Here is a 17,598-nt window from a genome sequence, read left to right as displayed (position 1 = left end):
AACAACTATTAAAGTTTTGGAGCGTTAGCAGCTTGCCAACGTTGTAAATCTTCCAATAGAATAGGGTTAACATCAAACCAGGATTTTTTACTGCGATCGTAATAACCTAATACAAATTTGTTTTGTAGAAGCTCATCACAAATCACAAACTGACCTTTATTAGGTAAACTATGGGTATTAGTAGTTAAGCAACCTGTGCGGTGAACTTTATCTAGTTCGGGGAAATGATAATCACTCAAATTGTATTCTCTGCGTATCTCTTGCACAGCCTCTTTAGCACCATCCAAATTTACATATATCAAATTTAGCCTTAAAGAAACTTCACAAGCTGTGCGAGCCAGTCGCACCAAGTCACGCATCACACCACCACTTTTTTCAGAAATTAGTTCTAGCGCATCTGGATTAAATAAACCCTTATAAGCATCACCCAAAGTTGCTAAACGCTTATGAATTACACTATTAAGAATGTCTCTACCAAGTTGATTAGGGATTGTAGTAGGACATAAATTGTCGTCGCACTCAAATACAGGAGGATTAGTTAAATCTAAGCATTTTTGAAAGCTTTCCATTGGTTGACGAAAGCTTGGAGAATACCTTAGTGAAATCGGAATCGCATATATAATATGGCAACTTAGCTGAGTCAGCAGTGGACTAGCGAACATTTCCAAGGCTGTAACTTGATCGTGTCGGTCAAGACCATCTACAATCACCAGTAATTTTTGGTTGTTTCTTTTCTCGGCAGCTTCTATAATGGCGTTAACTCGCTCAATAATTTTACTAAGCTGCGGACGAATATTGAGAGTTGTAGTAACTTTTCGAGTTAGACCTTGTTTAAGAATTAAACCTAATTTTTTGATAATTTCTGGAAGTTCAAGACCAGTATTTTCAGCGTCTTCATCTTGATAAACTACAGTTTTTAGACTTTCGAGTAAATCATTTAATAAATCGTCTTTTAAACCCCAGTCTCGTTGAATAACTTTTTCAAAAATTTTAATTCCAATTAGGACTACAACCTCAGCATAACCAATGTTGTACTGATCAAGAGCAGTTACAGTATCAATCCAAATTACTGTATACTTGCTGTTCAAATGTTGTTCTAATCGCCGCAATTCTGTAGTTTTGCCACCTCCTCTATGACCTGCTAGTAAAAATTTAGCTGGGTCGTCTTCCATATCCAAGAAGGTGATTAAATTCTCTACAGGACTGTTATCTCGCTGTACATAAAAATTTCTTAGTTCTTCAGGTGTGGTAAGCGGTTCCTCTGGCTTAAAAAGCTGATAAGCAGGCTTCCAAAAACTGGTATTACTCATGCTGACAAATCTCAACTGATATCAAACGGTGTTTTGACTTACACTCGTGTAGCTCAGTATAACTGGGTAATTTCCTGCTGTAGATTGCTAGAAGTGAAAAACTTTATACTATAGCCCTAAATAATACTTTATCCCACTTTGATTGCACATCAATTTTTAGTGTGCGATCGCTCTTTTAATAAATAACTTGATGGCGTGCCTAGAAAGACAGCGCGTTGCGATCAGTCCAGCGCTGAAGGCGGGTTTCGCAACTTACGCGGCTGGCGGAGGTTCTTTATGTTCTAGCGACTCCCATGCAAAATGGCTTGTTGCCAGATATCACATCTCTGTATAAACATTAATAATCCTTAATAGTTAATACTATTAAGGATTGTTAACATGAGCAAAAACTGCTCATAAACCTGATTGTTCCTTAAAAATCATCGAGAAACTGACTAAGGCGACTGATTACGGGGTCAACCTCTTGAGGAGGGGTAGCAACAGCATAAGAAGTATTATTTACCACTTCTAATTGAGTTGGAGACGGAATGAACGATCGATCGTTGACTATAAGCGCCAGTTGTGCAACTTGTTGAGAAAGTTGCAGTAGATGATGTTCCATCGCCTCCAAACGATTAGATCCCTTGGCAAAAAAACGTTCCTCAAGTCCAGCCACTTGACGTTGCAGTTCACCGATTTGTTGATCGATCGGTGTGTTTACTGCTGTTTGTGGAGCAGGTTGTACAGATTCCGGTACACATAAAGATTGCCACAAGGCTTCTTTACAGAGATCGCTGAAAGTCTTGTCTGGTTGTTTTTCCAAATAACTTTCTACTTGCGCTAACAAGCTTTCATCAGCAAGCTCTGGGTTGAACGTGACGGATTTAACTACCTTTTTTGACCATTGGAACATCAGCTTTATGCCCTAGCAGCGCGATTGGAGGATAATTGTGCCTCTCCATAAATATACTGCCCCAAAGCATTCGCCTGACGGGAAGGTGCTGCTAAATGAGCATTAATCTTTGCTTCTTTGAGCAGACGTTGAACGTCGTCCCAGAAGAACTCACCACCACCGCCAGTAAGAATCACATCGGTGACGCGTTCTGGCAACCAGGCTAGCACACGGCTACAGATTTCGCGAGAAAACATCTCCGTAAGGTTGGGAAGAAAATCGTCTAGGTTGGTGGGCTTGCTAGCGCCTTTAGGACGGTAAAAGCGTTCGCCTCTGGGTTTGTTAACAGCGGAAATCAGAGCTAGAGATTGACTATCTGCTCCCTCGATTTCGGCGGACACCAATTCATAAAACTTATTCATACCAAAGTCTTCGCTTTTAGAAGCACCTCTGGCAAAACGGAAGTTATCTACCATCAAAAGATCGACGGTTTGATGTCCAATATCAACGATCGCCACCGATATTTTTGTAAAATCGGGACTACCAGGGCTTTTCTTCGGTTGAGCTTCTGACCACAGCAAGCTGCCGTAGCCTTCTGGCATTACCCATACCTTACTGACGTTCAGCGATACAGATTCGCCTCGGAAGTTCAACACATGAGGGCCACCTACTTGGCTAATCAACTGGGCTTTTTCCTTTTCAAATTGCTCTAAGGAAAGGAAAGGCAGACCCAGTACGACTGAGATATCATCTCTGAGTTTGAAGTAGCCAGCACTTGCTAACACTTTTACCAGTGCAGCCTCTACCTTAGATTGACCAACTCCTAGATTCGCCCCAAAATCGGCTGCCAGTTGACCAACAGCATATCCATTTCCTTGATACTCCAGCCACAAATCCATTAAGGGGTCAGTAGCCCTGGCTTCAAAAACACCACCGCGTACTTGTTCTATCGACATCTGTTTGACGTTGGCAGGTACGAACACCACACTGCCGGGTTCGCGACTCACACAAGTTTTTGTGGAAGTTCTACCTAAATCAACACTGAGAATGGTTTTCCCGGAACCACCGACTGGCTTGATACCGGAAGGAGGATTATTATTAACAGCATTTATGGGAGTCGATGCTAACGGCTGCCTATTCATGGGTATAGCAGCACTATTCATCGGGTTAGCGGCGGAAGGTTGGTCTGTCATGAAAGCTCCTAGTTCAAACTTAACTGTAAAAAGTTGTCATGCTCATCTTACAAAAATGCGAGCAACCAGAAATTCTAGGTTGCGTCAAGTGTAGCTAGAAATACGCCAAAATTTAATTTCGGCGATACCTCCGATAAGCTTTACCAACACACATCTAGTATTATTTGGCATAGTGTAGGCGAATTTTGGCCAGATGTAACCCCTGCTTTCACTGCTTTCAAACCAAAAGCGTCCGTGTTTCATCTTCTAGTACGTCTTAACTGGCGCTTGAATATCCAGAAAACAAATGCCAAAACCAGACCCCCAAGTACGATTTTGGATACAGGAGCAAGGTACTTGTCCACAAGTTCATACTGACTACCCAATATGTATCCTGAGTATGTTAGCAAACCCACCCAAGCAGCGCTACCTAATGTTGTGTAAAACAGAAATGGTAGCAAGGGCATATTGCTGATACCTGCGGGAACAGAAATCAAGGTGCGGATTCCCGGTACAAGGCGACCAATTAATACTGCTTTTCTACCTTGTCGGTCAAACCACTCTTTGGCTTTGGTAATATCTTTACTGGATATAGCCAGCCATTTGCCATACTTGTCAGCCCAAGCTTTCAAACGGGTTTCACCTAAAAACTTACCTGGATAATACCAAATAAGTGCACCCAATACAGAACCCAAAAGTCCTGCCAAAAACACACCAATGATATTCAGCTTTGCCCCTCCTGGTTGATATGGGCTTGCTGTAAATCCAGCCAGTGGCATGATCAATTCTGAAGGAATGGGGGGAAAAAGGTTCTCTAGGAACATTAGTAGGGCGATTCCCCAATAACCAAAATAGTTGATAGTATTAGTTATCCATTCAAGCATTGAGTCAATTCCTGAAATTACTGCACTAGTCTTGTTACTAAGATTCAGCCTTAGTTTTTTTAAAAGGTAATTATCGCCCCTTGCTAGACTCAAGGTAACTTGGCTGCACTAAAAGTTGGCATCGTAACTGAGAAACAGAGTAAGACAAATGCAAGCTAGGGGTCTATTTCATTAATTTCGAGGGTTATAAAAGTTCGTAGCGAGTTAGCGCGGTCTTCACCCAAGGGCGAGCCTCATCCTTCGCGTAGCGTCTTTGCCAAGAGAAGGGTTAGTAGCTCTAGCCCTTGAAATTGAGCGATTTATCGCTCGCTACGAACCTCACAAAATTAATGAAATAAACCACTAGGGTTTATTTTCTAATTTTTTAGATCCCCCTTAGTCGGTTTTTTCAAAGGACTAGGGAGGATCTAAAGATTTGATGGCAAATTTAAAAACATACTCTAGGGTTTTCTACTGAGGTTGATGCTGTGGGGTAAATAAGGGAGCAGGGGGAGAGAAGGGAGAAAATTTTACCTTGTCCCCCTTATCCGCCCTTACACTCTTGTTGTTCTAGGCTGTCGGGGTCAATGATTGTACTCTTGGTTCCGATTGCCAGTCTAATGGATTCCAAACTCGATCTTCCAGCGCCATCTGCTCAATCAAACTTGCCAGTCTCAGGGCTTTGAGAGCTTGTTCGCCACCTACTGAGGGTTGATTGCCACCATGTACGCAGTTGACAAAATGCTCTAGTTCTGCGCTTAGAGGTTGAATATTGCTGGTGTAGACTTTTTCAATCACACCATCTTGTCTGTAAAGTACTTGTCGGTGGTCGGTGAGAGAATTGGCAGCCGTTTGTCGGTGAATCAAAATTTCATTCTTGAGAAAATCTGCCTCAGTAAATGAATTTTTACAATGGGCGACAATCCGGCGAATTTTTCGGTGGGTGACTTTACTGGCAGTCAGAGTAGCAACAATACCATTGGCAAATCCCAAGGTGGCGGTTACATAATCTAAATAACCAGAGTCCAGGGCGCGAGTACCACTAGCAGTCAATTTTGTTACTGGGGAAGCAGCTAATTCCAAAAGTAGGTCGATGTCATGGATCATTAAATCCAGCACAACTGAAACATCGTTTGCCCGATCTGAGTAAGGACTCATCCTGTGGGCTTCTAGCGCCAGCAATTCCTCTGTTTTTAGAACTTGGCTCAGTTCTTTAAAAGCTGGGTTAAAACGCTCAATATGGCCTACTTGCAGGATACACCCAGACTCAGCTGCGGCATTTACTAATGACTCTGCCTCAGAAATACTGGCTGCGATCGGTTTTTCAATCAAAACATGAATTCCCGCTAACAGACAGTTGATGCCCACGGCATAGTGCAGACGGGTGGGAACAGCTACACAAACTGCTTCCACAAGGGGTAGCAGATCGCAGTAATCTTCAAAAAAACGCACCTTGTACTTGCTGGCTGTTTCTAACCCTCGCTCGACGTTAATATCTGCCACTCCGACTAGCTCAACATCTTTCATTGAACTCAGCACGCGAGCGTGGTGTTGTCCCATGTTACCCACTCCAATCACGCCTATGCGGATTGGTCGTGGCTGGTTGCGCTGTGTATATGGATTGGGTTCTGCCACTGACATGCTATTTTGCACTATTATTCTCTCCTCAACCACCAAATTTAGAGACGCTACGGCCGTTGGCGTTTATACTCGAAAGCCAGTTACGATCCGTCTAAAACCATCCAGATGGTAACATAGAGCCTATGTTTATGAAGAATTTCAAAGTTTGCGATCGGTTCCCGTAATTCAAATATCTTTTGTATAGATAATTCAGATTTGCCTTGTCTTTTGCACTTTCTATAAATAATATATGTCTTTTTATTAACTTTAAAAATTTAGTAAGACCTAAACTTCTACTCATTTTTCAAAAAAATGCTATTGGGAATTACCGTCACTGATTATCTAAAATGATTTTTGTATGATTATTTGCATCACCTGTCGTAGACACGTTCGCGCAGTCTCTGGTAGAGAATAGAAGACATCGCACCGATTTTTGAGAGAAAATGGTATGGATTGTTTATCTAGAATATGTAGGGTACGGCGTTGTTTGCCCTAACTAACAGGGATTCAAGAGTATTTTTGGTATTGCTTCCTGGCATCTTGTTCAGGTCTGATTTAGCGATTTGAAATCCAAAATTTGCAACCGAGATGAAAGCTGTAATTCTGTTATCTGGGGGATTAGACTCTTCCACAATTCTGTACAAAGCTAAGGCTGATGGCTGTGAATGTCATGCTATTTCCTTTGATTATCAGCAGCGACATCGACAAGAGTTACAATCAGCCCTCACTGTTGCTCAAAAAGCTGCGATCGCAAAACATCAGGTGGTTAATTTTGACTTACGACAATGGGGCGGTTCGGCACTTACCGATGATGCCATTGATTTACCCCAGGAGCGATCGCTGGATGAAATGTCTCAAAATATTCCTGTAACGTATGTCCCGGCTCGTAATACCATCTTCTTAAGCTTTGCTCTTGGTTACGCCGAAGCGATCGCAGCAGAACGTGTCTATATCGGTGTCAATGCCTTAGATTACTCAGGATATCCTGATTGTCGCCCCGACTATATCCAGGCAATGCAGGAAGTATTTCGCCTGGGAACCAAACAGGGGCGTGAGGGACAACCAATTAATATTGTTGCACCCCTGATCGACTTGAAAAAAACTGAAATCATCCAACTGGGCAACCAATTGGGAGTTCCTTGGGAGCTAACTTGGTCTTGCTATGCTGGTGGAGATGTCGCCTGCGGTGTGTGTGATTCTTGTCGCTTGCGGCTAGCAGCTTTTGCCGAATTGGGACTCGTCGATCCACTGGCGTATGCTTAGTGTAGCCATTGGGCATTGGGAATTGGGAATTGGGTAATAATCAATACTTCTTCTTCCCCTGCCTCCCCTGCCTCCCCTGCTCCCTCATCCCCCTCCTTCCCCCTTGTCTTCCAGGCGTCGCAGTTGAATTTGATGCAGGCGTGGGCCAACAATTGACACCATAGTAAATTCGAGATTTTGATAACAAAAGGTTTCGCCTCTGGCAGGAATTTTCTGTAACTGATACAGCAAAAAGCCCCCCAGTGTTTGGTATTCTCTTGTCAGGGGCAAATTGAGATGTAAAACTTCGTTGAGGTCTTCGAGGTTAATCTGTGCCTGCACCAGAAATTTATGCTCATCTAACATCTGAATCAGTAAGTCGTCGCTGTTTTCAGGAACGCTTGCGTCGCCGATGATTTCGGCAATCACATCTTTGATTGTCACGAGTCCCACAGTAGAGCCAAATTCATTCACTACCATGACCATAGCTGGTTTCTCTTGCTGCATCATTGGCAAAAGTTCGCTCAAGGACGTGTGTTCTGGAACAAACCGAGCGGGACGCATCCAAGGTTGAATCTGTGTCTCTAAACTTAGCTTTCCTACAGCCAAAGGTTGTGCCAAATCTTTAAAATAAACAATGCCGAGAACATCGTCTAAAGATTCACCAATCACAGGATAGCGAGAGTAACCAGTAGAAGCCATTTCCTTGAGTAATGTCTGGAAGGTAGCATCTTTTGGCAGCGTGACAATACTGGTGCGGGGGATCATCACATCTTGGGCCATTACATTCCCAAACTCAAAGACATTATTGAGCAGTTCTCGCTCCGCACGCTGTAAACCAGTAGACCCCCATTCTGTAGAGATAATCAGTTGCAATTCTTCGGGAGTCACAGGCGGTCTCCAGCCTTGACCTGTGTATTGGATGCCAAAAATCCGCAATAAAAAACGAGTTGATTGGTTGAGAATCCAAATGAAGGGGCCAAAAAAACGAACGATCGCTTTTACCGAAGGCCCCAAAAATCTAGCTAGCTGTTCTGAATACAGCATAGCTAGGGATTTGGGACATAGTTCTCCGATCACAATTTGCAGATAGGCAATCAAGAAAAAGGCAATGGGAATTGATAGGGAATGCGCCAGGAAGGTAGTCATGCTACTTGGTAAAGGCCAAGACTTTAACCATGCATTCACTAGCACGACAATCGTACTTTCTCCAATCCATCCCAGTGCCAAACTAGAGAGGGTAATGCCTAACTGAGTGGTAGATAACAGTCTGTCAATACTACGCTGTAGCATCTCCACTGCGATCGCTGGAATATCCCCAGCCTTAACTAGCTGGTGAATACGCGATCGCCGCACGCTCACCATCGAAAATTCCGCCGTCACAAAAAAGGCATTTATGGCAATCAGCAGTAGCACTGACAACAACCGTAGCGCCACGTCTGTCCAAATTAAATTAGGAACACTCACCGCCAAAGCTCTTGTAAAACTCACGCCCTCCATTTAGGAAGATTAAGGATTGGATATCAGGGATTGGTATTGGGAAAAATTCAATCCCCAGTCCCCAGTCCCTCGTCCCCAGTCCCCAGTCCTCAGTCCTCTCCTACCTTTCTACGGGAATATTCGATGCTTCTAGCTTTAATTGTTGAGCGGGATAATCAGTGAGAGCGAGTGATATTTTCTTAACATCATCAAGTAAAGCTGTGGGAATGCTCACTGTACCGGAAAAGGTTGGCCCATTTGCAGGCAATTCTGTTGGTAAACCCTCTGTACTAGCACTCAGGGTTCGTCCTTTATCATCGGTAACATCTAAAAAACTATACAAGAAGCGTACAGAATCCTTACCTTTGTTCTGCATTTTCACTTTTAGTAGCAAATCACCACCGGAGTAGCGGACAGATTGTACAGCCATAGTTACACCCTCACTCTGAGCAGTTACTGGAAAACCTGGCTGGAGTTTTTCTTCAACCACTTGTGGGGGTTTTTCCTCTGGCTTCTGCTTGCTGCTATTGGTTTCTTCATCATCTTCCTCTAGCTTTTCCGATTTAGCAGCCTTGGTCTTACCCTCAATTCGCGCCTTGACAATTTTCAGGATCTCTTCCTCTTTTAATAGCACTAGCCCTCCGGCTTGGGAGTTATTCGCCTTATTGCTGGCAAATTTGGTAGTAGGACGGCCATCTGGTGCGGTAACGCCTTTTAGTGCTGAACTCCCCAGATCGAACCCCAAAAAGGCACTCACAGAACCTGCTCCCATCATCAGGATTAACAAAATCAAAGTAAGAAGTACAGTAGAATTTATTTTCATTGCTGACAAGCTATCACATAATAATGCTGGTCTATTTAAGAATAGTGAAGCTTTTGACCTCAATCCTTAAAGGAACTTAATCAATATTAGTTTGCACTATACTCACGATCAAATTATGTAGTATAAAAATCTGGTAAATTATTGTCCAGTATTTATGGGTGGTAAATTTGTGATATAATTATCGAATTGGCTAAATTCAGTGCATGAAGTCCTTTCCTGACTCTAAAATTAGCAAATAAGGTTGACCTAAGAGTTGAAGTAATTTACTCGTAGCAACCCAAAACCTGACAAAACAAGCGCCTTTGGCCGATTGGGGAGGCAACGAACTCATAATTCGTCTTCAGGCTGGTTCGATTCCAGCAGGGCGCACTGAACGATCAAAAACTAGTAATAGAAGGCATGGGGCATTGGCACTTGTACTGAATATTGCTGAAGTGTTGGTTAGTAATTATTATCCCTTGCTCCCCAATCCCCAATCGCCAATCTTACCGAGATGGTAAAGTTTCAAACCTGAATTCAGTTCCGACTTTAAGTTTGTTGCTATTAAAACGAGGAGACATCATCAGCGATGTGTCATAGGGATTTGGTAAATCAGGAGTGCGAATATAAGGATCGTTACCAACTTGCTGAGTCAGGACATCACGATATAAAGTGTTAATCAACTCAGCATCGCGGGCAATTTCATTTTCTGGGAAGGAACCACCGAAACCGGAACCAGATCCTAGAAATGAGTCTAGCTGACGCTTGAGGCTGCTACTATTTTCGTAGAAATTTGGATCGTGACGAAAATAAGCTCGTTCAAACGTATCATTCGTAGTTTCAGTTTTGGGGGTTTGCGTTTGGGCAGATGCGACAGAAGGAAAAGCAATACCAGCAGCAAGCATCACCAATAAACCACCAAAGACTTTTAATTTTATACCCACGTTCCTAACTCCTCAATTTTTGGGCAATCTTAATTTATGCTTAATTTCAGAACTCTGATGAGTTCAACCTTTGGTGTAGCACAACTTTTAATGTTTTGTAATGACGTATCCTACTGAAACTCTTACTCACTCAGATATTTGGGCAACTACTGCTGATTTGACCACCTTGCGCCAGAAGCTACTAGATTTATTTTGCCAACTTGCTTATCAAGAAGGCGATTTTCTCCTGTCTTCTGGGCTACGTAGCTCTTATTACGTGAACAAAACACAGGTAACACTCCATCCTCAAGGCGCGTTGGCAGTTGGACGGTTACTGTTCCCTTTGTTACCTGTAGATACACAAGCTATAGGTGGTTTAACAATGGGGGCTGACCCAATAGTGACAGCAGTGAGTGTAGTTTCTGTTTATGAAAACCGACCGATACCAGCGTTGATTATTCGCAAGGAAGCCAAGGGTTATGGAACGAAAGCTTATATAGAAGGCCCCACTTTACCTGAAGGTGCAAAAGTAGTAGTTTTGGAAGATGTCGTTACAACTGGGCAATCTGCTTTAAAAGCAGTTGAGCGTCTTAAAGATGCAGGTTATACCGTAAATCAAATAATTTCACTGGTAGACCGAGAACAAGGGGGAGGTGAGTTGTACCAGTCAGCTGGGTTGAAGTTTGAAACTTTGTTTTCGATTCAAGAAGTTCAGGAACGCTACCGACAACTTGCGAATTCATGAACGATAAGACTTCTATTAATCCGTAATTCGTAGTTAAGAATTACACTTCTTCTAAAATATAAGGGTGCGTTAGAGCGCAGTGCAACGCACCATTTATCTGAACTAACTTATGTCTATAATTAACCCTCTTTTGGGGTAATTTGGGATATTTATTATTAATCTGGTAAATCGCGGTCAAACAAATTTGCTGTAGAAATAACAAAACCCCCAAATTTGGGGGTTTTGATTTAAGGCCAGCAGCTGGATTTGAACCTGCGACCTTCCGATTACAAGTCGGATGCACTACCACTGTGCTATGCTGGCGGATTTGGCGTAGGCGTAGCCCACTTTGGGTATTGCCCTTAAATAGCAACCACGATTTATGATTGTACCATAATCAATTTATTTGTCTACCTGTAAATGCTAAAAAATATCTCCCTTTTCCTAAATTAGGCTAAAAGACCAGATATTTGAGCGATATCACTGCTTTTTTCCACCTAAATGGTTTAAGGTGCGTAGCAATTGTGATGAAACAGAAAAAATCAGTGATTTTGAGCGATCGCTGATAAAGCTGATAAATTAATATTCATAGCAAAAGCTAACTCAAATCCTGGGCTGGACGCAAAAATATCTGGTACAGTTCTAAAACTGTATTTTCTCGATCCGGCTGGTAAAGCAACAGAAATATATAATTGTTCTTTACACATCGGAAGCATGGCAGCGTTGATCGGACGAGATTTATTAAGTCTGGCGGACATCAGTCCAACGGAACTTCAAGAACTCCTGCAATTGGCAACTCAGCTTAAATCACAACAGTTGAAGTTGCAGTGTAATAAAGTTTTGGGGTTGTTGTTCTCCAAAGCTTCAACTCGCACGCGGGTAAGTTTTACTGTGGCAATGTACCAACTGGGGGGACAGGTAATCGATCTTAACCCGAATGTCACTCAAGTTAGCCGCGGGGAACCTTTGCAGGATACGGCGCGGGTGTTAGATCGATATTTGGATATTTTGGCAATTCGCACTTTTGCCCAGCAGGATTTGGAAACTTTTGCTCGCTATGCCAAGATTCCGGTGATTAATGCACTTACTGATGCAGAACATCCCTGTCAGATATTAGCGGATTTATTAACGATTCAAGAAAGCTTTGGCAATCTTGCTGGCTTAACTTTAACCTATGTGGGTGATGGGAATAATGTGGCTAATTCTCTGATGTTGGGCTGTGCTTTGGTGGGGATGAATGTCAGAATTGCTACTCCTAACGGGTATGAGCCAGATTCTAAGATTGTAGAACAAGCAAGAGCGATCGCTAATCACAAGACGGAAGTCCTCCTGACTCACGATCCAGAATTAGCGGCTAAGGGATCTGCTGTACTTTATACTGATGTTTGGGCGAGTATGGGGCAAGAAGCAGAAGCAGACAACCGAATGCCAATTTTCCAGCCTTATCAAATTTCAGAGCAGCTATTAAGCCTTGCTGACCCAGAAGCAATTGTTTTACACTGCTTACCAGCCCATCGTGGTGAAGAAATTACCGAAGCTGTTATTGAAGGTTCTCAATCACGAGTTTGGGAACAGGCAGAAAATCGCTTGCACGCCCAAAAAGCTTTGCTTGCCAGTCTTTTAGGGGCAGAGTAAGGGAATAGGGCACAGGCTTAGAGTATAGTTTTCTTGCTTGTAACCTGTAACCTGTAATCTGTAGCCTGTTATATTCTTATTTGTCAAAAGGCAAAAGAAAAGAAAATAATTTTACTTTTGCCTTTCATCTTTTTACTTTTCTCTTGTTATGGGGAGTTTTTTGTAGTACTAATGTTCTAGAGACATTTATAATTACTTCCCGCAAATTTATGGAACGTCTAACAGAAGCTCAACAAGAACTTTACGAATGGTTGGCAGAATACATCCGATCGCACCAGCATTCGCCTTCAATTAGGCAAATGATGCAAGCGATGAACTTGAAGTCACCAGCACCAATTCAAAGTCGCTTAGAGCATTTACGCACTAAAGGATATATTGAATGGACTGAAGGGCAAGCGCGAACGATTCGGATTTTGCGTCCTGTTAAGCAAGGGGTACCAATTTTGGGCACGATCGCTGCTGGTGGTTTAATAGAACCGTTTACTGACGCTGTAGATCATTTAGACTTTTCTAATTTCGATTTACCTCCCCAAACTTACGCTTTGCGGGTAGCTGGCGATAGTATGATTGAAGATTTAATTACTGATGGCGATGTGGTATTTCTGCGTCCAGTAGCAGAACCAAATCATTTAAAAAATGGTACTATCGTTGCCGCCAGAGTCGATGGATTTGGTACAACATTAAAACGTTTTTATCGCCAAGGCGATCGCGTTACCCTCAAACCAGCAAATCCTAAGTACAATCCCATTGAAGTCAGCGCTATACAAGTGCAGGTGCAAGGTTCTCTCATTGGTGTTTGGCGCGGTTACAACTAAGTAATCGAGAGTGGGGAGTGGGGAATGGGGATTGGGAAAGATAAGTACCAATGACCAATGACCAGTGACTAATGACTAATGAATATGTACCTGACGCAAAATTCAGTGCAGCAACTGCCCACTTTCCGGTTGAAATTACCAATTGCAAGGGAAAGTAGGGGCAGTTATTACACTTCGCAACCATTACCAGGATGCCCAAGGATGCCTGTGTCTCTGCAATTGCGGCAATATCAGCGACAAGCGATCGCTAGCTGGTTTACTAACAATGGCAGAGGGACGCTGAAAATGGCTACTGGTAGTGGTAAAACTATTAGCGCACTTGCGATCGCTTGTGAATTGTACCAACAGATTAATTTACAAGTCTTGTTGGTGGTGTGTCCCTACCGCCATCTCGTTACTCAATGGGCGCGAGAATGCGAAAAATTTAATTTGCAACCCATTTTAGCTTTCGAGAATTTACGCACTTGGCAAAGTCAACTTTCTACGCAAATTTATAATCTGCGTTCTGGTTCTCAACGATTTGTCACGGTGATTACTACGAACTCTACTTTAATTGGTGATGGTTTTCAGTCTCAACTCAAATATTTTCCCGCCAAAACTTTAATTATTGGGGATGAGGCGCATAATTTAGGCGCACCCAAGTTAGAAGAAAGTTTACCGCGCAGTGTGGGGTTGAGACTGGCTTTATCTGCCACGCCGGAAAGATATTTTGATGATTTTGGTACGCAATCTTTATTTGATTATTTTGGCCCAGTTCTCCAGCCAGAATTTACTTTGAGGGATGCGATCGCTCAAGGTGCTTTGGTACATTATCTGTATTATCCGGTGTTGGTAGAGTTAACTGAAGCAGAAAGTATTGCCTATTTAAAGTTAACTAAAAGAATTGGGCGAGCGTTACTTTATCGAGATAGAGAAAATGGACAAGCAGGAAGTTTTGAAGACAATGAAGATTTAAAGCCGTTATTGATGCAAAGAGCAAGATTGATTGGTGCGGCGGAAAATAAATTAAATGCTTTACGGGATTTAATGGCAACTCGCCGCGAAACTAGTCACACTCTTTTTTATTGTAGTGATGGTTCCCAAGATGCGGGACAACGTTCATCGCTACGCCAACTCAAAGCTGTTGCTAAAATTCTCGGAGTAGATTTAGGGTATAAGGTAAGTACCTATACAGCCCAAACAACTTTACAAGAAAGGGAAATATTACGTCATCAATTTGAAAGTGGGGAATTGCAGGGTTTAGTAGCAATTCGTTGTTTAGATGAAGGTGTCGATATTCCAGCAATTCAAACTGCGGTGATTTTATCGAGTTCTGGTAATCCTCGCCAGTTTATTCAGCGACGGGGCCGAGTTTTACGTCCTCATCCTGGTAAAGAACGCGCCACTATATTTGACATGATTGTTTTGCCACCAGATTTAGATAGAGAAACTATAGAAGTTGAGCGCAATCTGTTAAAAAAGGAATTACGGCGCTTTGTGGAGTTTGCTGATTTGGCTGATAATGCAGGGGAAGCAAGAATGAAGTTACTTGATTTACAAAAGCGCTATGGTTTATTAGATATTTGATAATGAACTATATAGTTGTATTTTTTTGTAAAAATTTTCAAGTTTTGAAAAAACAAGCATTAAGTATGGAATAATAAAATTATGAATTAGATAATAATGGGATGTAAGCGTCTTTAAAAATTTCACTTGCATCCCATTATCATCTAGATTGTTAATATTAATAATAACAGAAGAGAATTCAATAATAAAGTCTTTTTTCAAAGAAAAGTATAAATTTAAAAAAATAGTTTTTACAAAATTAAAGATAACGCTAACAGTGGCTTTACGGAGGTAAATACAGCACTAGACAAAGTTAAAATATGGAAAATCTATATTTCCAAACCGAAGATGTCACAAGATGCGAATATCGATGATGTGCAGGAGCCAATAAACAGCGCTCCGCCGGAGGTACGGCGAATTATTGAGCGGGTATGGAAGCTGGAAAAAGGCAGGTTAGATAAGAAGATTAACAGCCATATAAATGATAATATTTTGGACATTATTAAGGAAGAGGTGCGATGAAGCTGACTTCAATCAAGCTATGCAACTTTCGCTCCTTTTATGGTACGACACCAGAGATGCTCCTAGCTGGTGGAGATGTTCAGAATACTACGATTATTCATGGCAATAATGGTTCTGGTAAAACCAGTTTATTGAATGCCTTTACGTGGGTATTGTATGATAAGTTTAGTGCGGCGTTTGCATCAATAGAACAGTTAGTTAATAAGCGTGCGATCGCAGAAGCTCAAAAAGGTCAAGCTGTAGAATGTTGGGTAGAGATTGGCTGGGAACATGAAGGTAAACGCTATCGAGTTAAACGCGCCTGTCGGGGTTACAAAAACGAAGGTGATTTTGACGCTGGCAAAACTCAATTAACCATGTGGGTTGGTGCGGATGATGGCAAATGGAATATACCAACTCAGCAACCAGACGATATAATTAATCAAATTTTACCCGCTACTTTACATCAATATTTTTTCTTTGACGGCGAACGAATTGAAGAAATAGTCCGTTCTGATAAAAAAGCTGAAATTGCCGAAGCTACAAAAATTTTCTTGGGTGTAGAAGTAATCAACCGTTCCATCAGACATTTAGGAGATGCTAAAAAAGCTCTAGAAAATGAATTAAAAGCGATTGGTGATTCTGAAACAAAACAACTATTACGACAGCAAGAAAAGATAGAACGCGAACGCGAACGCATTATCAAACGGCAAACGGAAATTAAAGAAGAGTTAGAATATCAACAAACTTTTAAAAAAGAGACAAGTAACCGTTTACGAGAACTTAGTGCAGCTAAAGAATTGCAAGAAAGATGGCAAGATTTAGAATCGCAGAAGACGGCGAATCAAGAAGAATATAAAAAAACAAAGGAAGCGCTGAAAAAAGTTATCTCTGCGCGGGGTTATACCGTTTTACTCTCAGAAACTACATCCCAGTTTCGAGGAATTATCAATGATTTGAAGCAGCGCGGCGAGTTAACATCAGGAATTTCGCGGGAATTTGTGAATGATTTACTCAATTCTCAGCGCTGTATTTGTGGCGCAGAATTACACGAGGGTAATCATTCTCATACTCATGTGAGTAACTGGCTAAATAAAGCCGGTTCCTCGGCGGTAGAAGAAACTGCAATTCGGATGATAGCTCAAGTAGATGAAATTGATAAGCAAGCCATAGGATTTTGGGAAGAAGTTGATAGAGAACAAAGTAGAATTAATCAGTTAAGGCAAAGTATATCTCAAATTGAAGGCGATTTAGACAATATTCAAGAACGGTTGCGAAAAGATGCTAATGAAGAAATTAGCAGTTTACAAAAACGCTTAGATGAAATTGAAAGTAAAATTGATGAATTGAATCGAGAACAGGGTGCAAATCAGCAGCAAATTGCTCAACTCACAACTGAGATTGAAGGTTTAAACAAACAAATTGCCAAGCAAAAGCTGAATGAAGATAAACAAACTTTAGCACAGCGACGAATTAACGCCGCTCAAGACGCAATCGAACGGTTAACGGAAGTTAGAAATCGTCAAGAACAACAATTTCGCCTGCAACTAGAAAAGCGAGTACAAGAAATATTTATGGAGATTTCTGTGACTCCATACATTCCTAAAATTAGCGATAAATATGAACTGACATTAGTAGAAAATACTACAGGCATAGAAGCACCAGTTGCAGCATCCACGGGCGAAAATCAAATTCTCAGTTTATCCTTTATTGCCAGCATCATTGACAAAGTAAGGGAATGGAGTGAGAAACGAAAAATGATGATGATTCCCGATAGTAGTACTTTCCCAATTGTGATGGATTCACCCTTCGGTAGTTTGGATGAGAATTCGCGGCGACACATTGCGAAGACAATTCCCCAACTAGCGAATCAGTTGATAGTTTTAGTTACTAAGACTCAGTGGCGGGGTGAAGTTGAAGCAGAAATGACACAGAGAATTGGTAGAGAATATGTGCTTACGTATTATTCATCTAAGCCAGATTGCGAACAAGATTATATTGAGTTGGGTGAAGAAAGATATCCTTTGGTAAAACAAAGTCCGAATGAGTTTGAATATACGGAAATTATTGCGGTTGAACGTAATTTTTAAAGGATA

The 17,598-nt window shown here is 41.8% G+C and carries 16 protein-coding genes and 2 tRNA genes; 8 read left to right on the top strand and 10 right to left on the bottom strand.

From position 1 onward, the window contains the following. Nucleotides 1-8: 8 nt before the first annotated feature. The 5 genes from V7L01_RS32545 to V7L01_RS32525 form a co-directional block, all read right to left on the bottom strand. Nucleotides 9-1,310, bottom strand: coding sequence for a P-loop NTPase fold protein (locus V7L01_RS32545; RefSeq protein WP_335042367.1), 1,302 nt, complete (start codon nt 1,308-1,310; stop codon nt 9-11). Between the two features lie 412 nt (nt 1,311-1,722). Continuing rightward, on the bottom strand, nt 1,723-2,202 hold the full coding sequence (locus V7L01_RS32540; RefSeq protein ID WP_335042365.1) for a plasmid segregation centromere-binding protein ParR: 480 nt from the start codon (nt 2,200-2,202) through the stop codon (nt 1,723-1,725). A 5-nt stretch (nt 2,203-2,207) separates the two neighbouring features. Further along, a complete protein-coding gene (locus V7L01_RS32535; protein WP_335042363.1) occupies nt 2,208-3,374 on the bottom strand; it encodes a ParM/StbA family protein in 1,167 nt (388 codons plus the stop codon). Nucleotides 3,375-3,613: 239 nt separating this feature from the next. Further along, nucleotides 3,614-4,237, bottom strand: coding sequence for a DedA family protein (locus tag V7L01_RS32530; RefSeq protein ID WP_335042361.1), 624 nt, complete (start codon nt 4,235-4,237; stop codon nt 3,614-3,616). A gap of 549 nt (nt 4,238-4,786) precedes the next feature. Further along, nucleotides 4,787-5,869: a Gfo/Idh/MocA family oxidoreductase gene (locus V7L01_RS32525; protein WP_335042359.1), complete on the bottom strand. Its 1,083-nt coding sequence runs from the start codon at nt 5,867-5,869 to the stop codon at nt 4,787-4,789. Nucleotides 5,870-6,424: 555 nt separating this feature from the next. Here V7L01_RS32525 and queC point away from each other — a divergent pair. Then, complete coding sequence (queC, locus tag V7L01_RS32520; protein WP_335042357.1) at nt 6,425-7,099, top strand: 7-cyano-7-deazaguanine synthase QueC; 675 nt, start codon at nt 6,425-6,427, stop codon at nt 7,097-7,099. An 84-nt stretch (nt 7,100-7,183) separates the two neighbouring features. Here queC and V7L01_RS32515 read toward each other — a convergent pair whose 3' ends face one another. Both V7L01_RS32515 and V7L01_RS32510 read right to left on the bottom strand, forming a co-directional pair. Then, complete coding sequence (locus V7L01_RS32515; RefSeq protein WP_335042355.1) at nt 7,184-8,578, bottom strand: hemolysin family protein; 1,395 nt, start codon at nt 8,576-8,578, stop codon at nt 7,184-7,186. Nucleotides 8,579-8,678: 100 nt separating this feature from the next. Then, nucleotides 8,679-9,380, bottom strand: coding sequence for a hypothetical protein (locus V7L01_RS32510; RefSeq protein ID WP_335042353.1), 702 nt, complete (start codon nt 9,378-9,380; stop codon nt 8,679-8,681). A gap of 296 nt (nt 9,381-9,676) precedes the next feature. On the opposite strand from V7L01_RS32510, the gene V7L01_RS32505 reads away from it, so the two are divergent. Next, nucleotides 9,677-9,749, top strand: a tRNA-Ile gene (locus tag V7L01_RS32505). Between the two features lie 116 nt (nt 9,750-9,865). On the opposite strand, the gene V7L01_RS32500 is transcribed toward V7L01_RS32505, so the two are convergent. Continuing rightward, a complete protein-coding gene (locus tag V7L01_RS32500; RefSeq protein ID WP_335042351.1) occupies nt 9,866-10,303 on the bottom strand; it encodes a hypothetical protein in 438 nt (145 codons plus the stop codon). A gap of 100 nt (nt 10,304-10,403) precedes the next feature. On the opposite strand from V7L01_RS32500, the gene pyrE reads away from it, so the two are divergent. Further along, on the top strand, nt 10,404-11,027 hold the full coding sequence (pyrE, locus tag V7L01_RS32495; protein WP_335042349.1) for an orotate phosphoribosyltransferase: 624 nt from the start codon (nt 10,404-10,406) through the stop codon (nt 11,025-11,027). 231 nt (nt 11,028-11,258) lie between these two features. Here pyrE and V7L01_RS32490 read toward each other — a convergent pair. Together V7L01_RS32490 and V7L01_RS32485 are read right to left on the bottom strand one after the other, a co-directional pair. Further along, nucleotides 11,259-11,330, bottom strand: a tRNA-Thr gene (locus V7L01_RS32490). 218 nt (nt 11,331-11,548) lie between these two features. Beyond that, nucleotides 11,549-11,713, bottom strand: coding sequence for a hypothetical protein (locus V7L01_RS32485; RefSeq protein WP_335042347.1), 165 nt, complete (start codon nt 11,711-11,713; stop codon nt 11,549-11,551). Between the two features lie 7 nt (nt 11,714-11,720). Here V7L01_RS32485 and argF point away from each other — a divergent pair, with 7 nt between their 5' ends. From argF to V7L01_RS32460, 5 genes are all read left to right on the top strand, one after another. Continuing rightward, nucleotides 11,721-12,641: an ornithine carbamoyltransferase gene (argF, locus tag V7L01_RS32480; RefSeq protein WP_335042345.1), complete on the top strand. Its 921-nt coding sequence runs from the start codon at nt 11,721-11,723 to the stop codon at nt 12,639-12,641. Nucleotides 12,642-12,850: 209 nt separating this feature from the next. Continuing rightward, on the top strand, nt 12,851-13,456 hold the full coding sequence (lexA, locus tag V7L01_RS32475) for a transcriptional repressor LexA (protein ID WP_251958571.1): 606 nt from the start codon (nt 12,851-12,853) through the stop codon (nt 13,454-13,456). 84 nt (nt 13,457-13,540) lie between these two features. Further along, nucleotides 13,541-15,022 carry a DNA phosphorothioation system restriction enzyme gene (locus tag V7L01_RS32470; RefSeq protein WP_335042472.1) on the top strand — a complete coding sequence of 494 codons (1,482 nt, stop codon included), beginning with the start codon at nt 13,541-13,543 and terminating at the stop codon, nt 15,020-15,022. 327 nt (nt 15,023-15,349) lie between these two features. Then, complete coding sequence (locus V7L01_RS32465) at nt 15,350-15,523, top strand: hypothetical protein (RefSeq protein ID WP_167306198.1); 174 nt, start codon at nt 15,350-15,352, stop codon at nt 15,521-15,523. Next, entirely contained in the window at nt 15,520-17,592 is a 2,073-nt protein-coding gene (locus tag V7L01_RS32460; protein WP_335042342.1) for an AAA family ATPase, read from the top strand. The genes V7L01_RS32465 and V7L01_RS32460 overlap by 4 nt, the downstream gene beginning before the upstream one ends. The last annotated feature ends 6 nt before the right edge of the window (nt 17,593-17,598 follow it).

It is taken from the genome of Nostoc sp., assembly GCF_036917095.1.
In the GTDB taxonomy this organism is placed as follows: domain Bacteria; phylum Cyanobacteriota; class Cyanobacteriia; order Cyanobacteriales; family Nostocaceae; genus Nostoc.
The sequence above is the reverse complement of the archived record's forward strand: the minus strand, read 5'-3'. Positions and strand labels throughout refer to the sequence as shown.

Coding starts and splice junctions, on each gene's coding strand:
- V7L01_RS32545 (WP_335042367.1), bottom strand. CDS start 1,310: ATGAGTAATACCAGTTTTTGGAAGCCTGCTTATCAGCTTTTTAAGCCA.
- V7L01_RS32540 (WP_335042365.1), bottom strand. CDS start 2,202: ATGTTCCAATGGTCAAAAAAGGTAGTTAAATCCGTCACGTTCAACCCA.
- V7L01_RS32535 (WP_335042363.1), bottom strand. CDS start 3,374: ATGACAGACCAACCTTCCGCCGCTAACCCGATGAATAGTGCTGCTATA.
- V7L01_RS32530 (WP_335042361.1), bottom strand. CDS start 4,237: ATGCTTGAATGGATAACTAATACTATCAACTATTTTGGTTATTGGGGA.
- queC (WP_335042357.1), top strand. CDS start 6,425: ATGAAAGCTGTAATTCTGTTATCTGGGGGATTAGACTCTTCCACAATT.
- V7L01_RS32515 (WP_335042355.1), bottom strand. CDS start 8,578: ATGGAGGGCGTGAGTTTTACAAGAGCTTTGGCGGTGAGTGTTCCTAAT.
- V7L01_RS32510 (WP_335042353.1), bottom strand. CDS start 9,380: ATGAAAATAAATTCTACTGTACTTCTTACTTTGATTTTGTTAATCCTG.
- pyrE (WP_335042349.1), top strand. CDS start 10,404: ATGACGTATCCTACTGAAACTCTTACTCACTCAGATATTTGGGCAACT.
- V7L01_RS32485 (WP_335042347.1), bottom strand. CDS start 11,713: ATGTGTAAAGAACAATTATATATTTCTGTTGCTTTACCAGCCGGATCG.
- argF (WP_335042345.1), top strand. CDS start 11,721: ATGGCAGCGTTGATCGGACGAGATTTATTAAGTCTGGCGGACATCAGT.
- lexA (WP_251958571.1), top strand. CDS start 12,851: ATGGAACGTCTAACAGAAGCTCAACAAGAACTTTACGAATGGTTGGCA.
- V7L01_RS32470 (WP_335042472.1), top strand. CDS start 13,541: ATGTACCTGACGCAAAATTCAGTGCAGCAACTGCCCACTTTCCGGTTG.
- V7L01_RS32465 (WP_167306198.1), top strand. CDS start 15,350: ATGTCACAAGATGCGAATATCGATGATGTGCAGGAGCCAATAAACAGC.
- V7L01_RS32460 (WP_335042342.1), top strand. CDS start 15,520: ATGAAGCTGACTTCAATCAAGCTATGCAACTTTCGCTCCTTTTATGGT.